The sequence below is a fragment of the Candidatus Phytoplasma sp. AldY-WA1 genome, assembly GCF_020312115.2.
In the GTDB taxonomy this organism is placed as follows: domain Bacteria; phylum Bacillota_I; class Bacilli_A; order Acholeplasmatales; family Acholeplasmataceae; genus Phytoplasma; species Phytoplasma vitis.
This window is the reverse complement of record NZ_JAHRHX020000055.1, coordinates 1-3,935: the sequence shown is the minus strand read 5'-3', so window position 1 is coordinate 3,935 and position 3,935 is coordinate 1. Positions and strand designations below refer to the sequence as shown.

Below are 3,935 nucleotides of genomic sequence, written 5' to 3'. Positions count from 1 at the left end.
ATGATAGTGAGCGTGTTAAAAACTCTCAACTATCAACTTTGAATCCTTGTGACTATGAAATAGATTATAGTAGAAAGCATAATTCCCAATTTTGGAGACACGAAAATGGACATGCTTTTGCTGATAATGCTCGAGTTTTTTATGATATTCCAGGTATTAAAATGGTTCCTTGTAGGACTTATCAAGAATATGCTAATAAATCACAAATAGCGGGTAATGCTTTTGGTAAACTTTGTAATTTTTATCCTCCAGCAAAGTTTGTATAATGAATTATTATTATTTAGTAATTAATTTTTTCGTTGGCTCTGTCTCTTTATATATCGCATTAAAAACTAAATATTTGGATTTTATCATTGATCCTTCTAGTAGATTTTATAAACGAAATTTCAAAACTTATATTAATAATTATTATACTGATCACAAAAGAAATAAATCAATTAAAAAAAATATCGATCAAATTAATAAAGAAAAAGAAAATATTGTTAAAAAATCACAAATAAATGATATTTCTTCATATAAAAGTGTTTTTTATAGGTTATATAGTTTAATTATTCTATCTTTTTTATCAGGAATTATTAATTATTTCGTTGTTGTCTATAAACTTGAGATAAAAAGCGTTTATTCGATTCTTTATTTAGAATGGTTCATATTTTCAATTATATTATTTGTGTATTTTATTCGTTTTTTATGTTATTTGTTTTTAGATATATATCTTTTTTCTGGTTTATTCTCGAATTTATTCTCTATATTTTTGTCGCTTTTATATGGAGCATTTCTTTCTTGTTTTTATATATTAGAATATAAATTTTATCAGATATCAAATTGTCCTTTATCATATAAAATTTTGAAATATTTTATCTTATTATATATTATCTTACCTCTTTTTTTAACTTTTATAATAATTTTTATAGTTAGTTTTTTATATAGAAATAATAAAATAAAAGTTAATAATAAATTTCATACTTTCCTCAAAACATTATTTATTATTAGTTTTTTCATAGAAACATCTTTTGTACCTCAAATATTTGGTCATAATTCTTTATTTACTTTAATCATATATTTATTAGAAGCGTTATTTGGTTTAATTTTATATAGTTTGGTTTGGGTTAATACTTTAAATCAACTGGATCGTTTTATTGAACAAAAAATTCCGAAAAAATGTGAATGGCTTTTGGTATATTTTTTATTCGAATCTTTGATTTTTATTTTTATGGAAATTTTACTTATAATTATACATATTAGAAATTATTTAGTTAGAAAAAAAAAATTGTAAAAATGAATTATTTTAGTTTCAAAGTTATAATTTTTTGGTCATCTTATTTTTTTAAATCTTTTTTAAATAAAAATCTAATAAAATCCTAAAATAAAATTCAATATATTGTTTATATTTTTATTAAAAATTATAATTATCAAAGAAGAATGAAATATTTAAATTATTTTTCCTTACAATTTAAATATCAAAAAGAAAACCAACAATCCACTCTCAGATAATAATGAGAGCACAGTGTTTCAAAAAAGTGTAAATAAATTCATTTTTAATACCAAACAGACAGTTAACACAAACTAGTCTTTTTTTGTTTTTAATTAAAAAAGGTTTTAAAAATATTTAGAGTTAAAAAAGCATTTACATTTTTTTAGAACAGTGCGAGCCATCATAACAACAACAGGAATAATAATTTCATTAAAATTTTTCGCTAATGATTTAAAATCTGAATTTAATCTTTTGAACGAACAGACAAACGCGACAACAAATTAAACAATATTAACAAAAATTGTGAATTATTAAAAAAAGATATGTCATATCATCGAGAAAGTTTAGAAGAAATTAAAAAAACGAACCAAGAAACAAAAGATACAATAATAGAAACATTTAAAAAAATAGAAAAACTAATAGATAACAATGGTAAAAAAACATAATTTACCATCAAATATAAATAAAAAATAATTTTATAATAAATTAAAAAAAATAATTTAAGACTCTAATTTTTAAGAGTCTTTTTTTATACCAAAATTTAACCAAAAAGGAGAATATCATGAAAAACCAAATTAAAAAATTAGAAAAACAAATCACTAATTTAAATAAACAATTTATATTATTTAAAAAAATATATTATAATAATGTTGTTAAAATTAATTTTCAAAAAGGAGATATTAATATGAAAGAATCAAATTTTGAAAACATTTTATTTACTATGGCAAATTATATTATTAAAAAAGACCCAACAATAACTAATTTAAAATTACAAAAACTTTTATATTATATTCATGCTCATTATTTAGTAAAAAATAAAAAAGATTCTAGAAAAGAACTTTTTCCTGATTGTTCTATTCATGCTTGGATTTATGGCCCAGTTTTTCCTAATTTATATTTTAAATTATCACGATACGGTGATAAACCTGTTAATTTAATTAAAGAAAACGAATTTACATCTGTTAAATTAACAAAAGAACAAATAGATTCAATTGAATATATTTTAAATAAATATGGTAATATGAAACCTTTTGTTCTTTCAAATAAAACACATTTAGAAGATCCTTGGATCAAAAACTTTAAAGATGATTTTTGTGATTTAAGTGATAATGTTATTTCAGAAAAAGATATTTTTGAATATTATACTGAAAATCCTTTAAAATTATAATTTTTTTATTTTTAAGAAAGTTTTTTTTGAATATGAAATTTAATTATAAAATCGAACGACTATCGTTTATAAATAAAGGAAAATTTAGTTTTAACAATTATAATTTTGATGTTTTTTTACAAGTTATTTATGTATTGAATGGATATAAGGAACATGAATGGGAATTTATTGAAAAACATAAAGAATTTCATTTTCATAAGATAGAACCCTCCAAAATTAAAGAAAAATGTAATGAATTATATCATAAAACAAAAAATTTAGAAATATATCAAATTTTGATTACAAATACAGGAAGATTATTATTTGAAAAAATAAAAAATAAAATCTATATTGTTGGTTATGATTATTTTCATATTTTAGATAACGAAAAGAAACCAAAACAATCATTATATAATAATTTAAGATATGAAATATACATTTTTTTGAAAAAATATATTTCATGTGAAGAAGCTTTAAAATTTATTAATACTTTAGAAAAATTTTTTTCTAAAGAATCATTTTTTAAAAAAATTAAAATAATATTAAGACGAATTCAAAAAAAAATTAACACTGATACAAATAAAAATAATCTAGAAAAAATTAATGATTCATTAAAAATAATGATTGATGATGCGTTTAAAAAAATAGATAAAATTAATTAAGAATTTAATTTATTTAATTTTTTTTTATTATAAAAAAGAAGAAAAAAATAAATTAACCAAATTAAATCAAAAAAGATAATTAAAAAAACTAATTAAATTAGTTCTTTTTTTATTTTAAAACAACAAATCAACAAACTTTAAAGCATTAAACTAACAGAACCAAATTAATAATTATTAACAATTAAAAAGATTCATTCTATATGAATCTTTTTTTACACTAAATTCAACCAAAAAGGAGAAAAAAATATGTCGTTCATCGTCATCGAAAGACTCGATGGAACCATCAACTACGTTGAACAATTATAATAATGATGACAACAACAAAACATTATCATTCTTCAAATATTAAAAGATTTTTTTTACCAAAAACACATTTTTATAATCTTTAAATTTACATTATTTTTAAAATATGTTATATTAACAATATAAAATTTTTAAAAACAAAAAAAGTATTTAAAGTTTCAAATAATGAAACTTTTTTATTTATATTCAATTCTATATATAAAATATCTACTTGATTTAGATAAAAAAATAAAGTCAAACTTAAAAAGTTAAACTTTAAAAAATAATATTTACTTTCGATTATATAGGTTATATAAGTATGAACTTAAATTAATTTCAAAGATATATTAAATGAATAATTTATATATTTCTT

The 3,935-nt window shown here is 18.8% G+C and carries 4 protein-coding genes and 1 pseudogene; all 5 read left to right on the top strand.

Features of this window, described 5'->3' with window-relative positions:
- Positions 1–266 (top strand): annotated as a pseudogene (locus tag KTO59_RS03695) (hypothetical protein); the annotation flags it as partial.
- Entirely contained in the window at positions 266–1,273 is a 1,008-nt protein-coding gene (locus KTO59_RS03690; protein ID WP_284928698.1) for a Bax inhibitor-1/YccA family membrane protein, read from the top strand. The pseudogene KTO59_RS03695 and the gene KTO59_RS03690, both read left to right, overlap by 1 nt.
- Positions 1,274–1,794: 521 nt before the next feature.
- A complete protein-coding gene (locus KTO59_RS03685; protein ID WP_284928697.1) occupies positions 1,795–1,917 on the top strand; it encodes a hypothetical protein in 123 nt (40 codons plus the stop codon).
- Between the two features lie 116 nt (positions 1,918–2,033).
- Complete coding sequence (locus tag KTO59_RS03680; protein WP_284928696.1) at positions 2,034–2,639, top strand: Panacea domain-containing protein; 606 nt, start codon at positions 2,034–2,036, stop codon at positions 2,637–2,639.
- Positions 2,640–2,671: 32 nt separating this feature from the next.
- Positions 2,672–3,280, top strand: coding sequence for a hypothetical protein (locus KTO59_RS03675; protein WP_284928695.1), 609 nt, complete (start codon positions 2,672–2,674; stop codon positions 3,278–3,280).
- The last annotated feature ends 655 nt before the right edge of the window (positions 3,281–3,935 follow it).

Bases quoted from the DNA above. Each gene is read 5' to 3' on its own strand.
- KTO59_RS03680 (WP_284928696.1), top strand. From the start codon at position 2,034: ATGAAAAACCAAATTAAAAAATTAGAAAAACAAATCACTAATTTAAAT.
- KTO59_RS03685 (WP_284928697.1), top strand. From the start codon at position 1,795: ATGTCATATCATCGAGAAAGTTTAGAAGAAATTAAAAAAACGAACCAA.
- KTO59_RS03675 (WP_284928695.1), top strand. From the start codon at position 2,672: ATGAAATTTAATTATAAAATCGAACGACTATCGTTTATAAATAAAGGA.
- KTO59_RS03690 (WP_284928698.1), top strand. From the start codon at position 266: ATGAATTATTATTATTTAGTAATTAATTTTTTCGTTGGCTCTGTCTCT.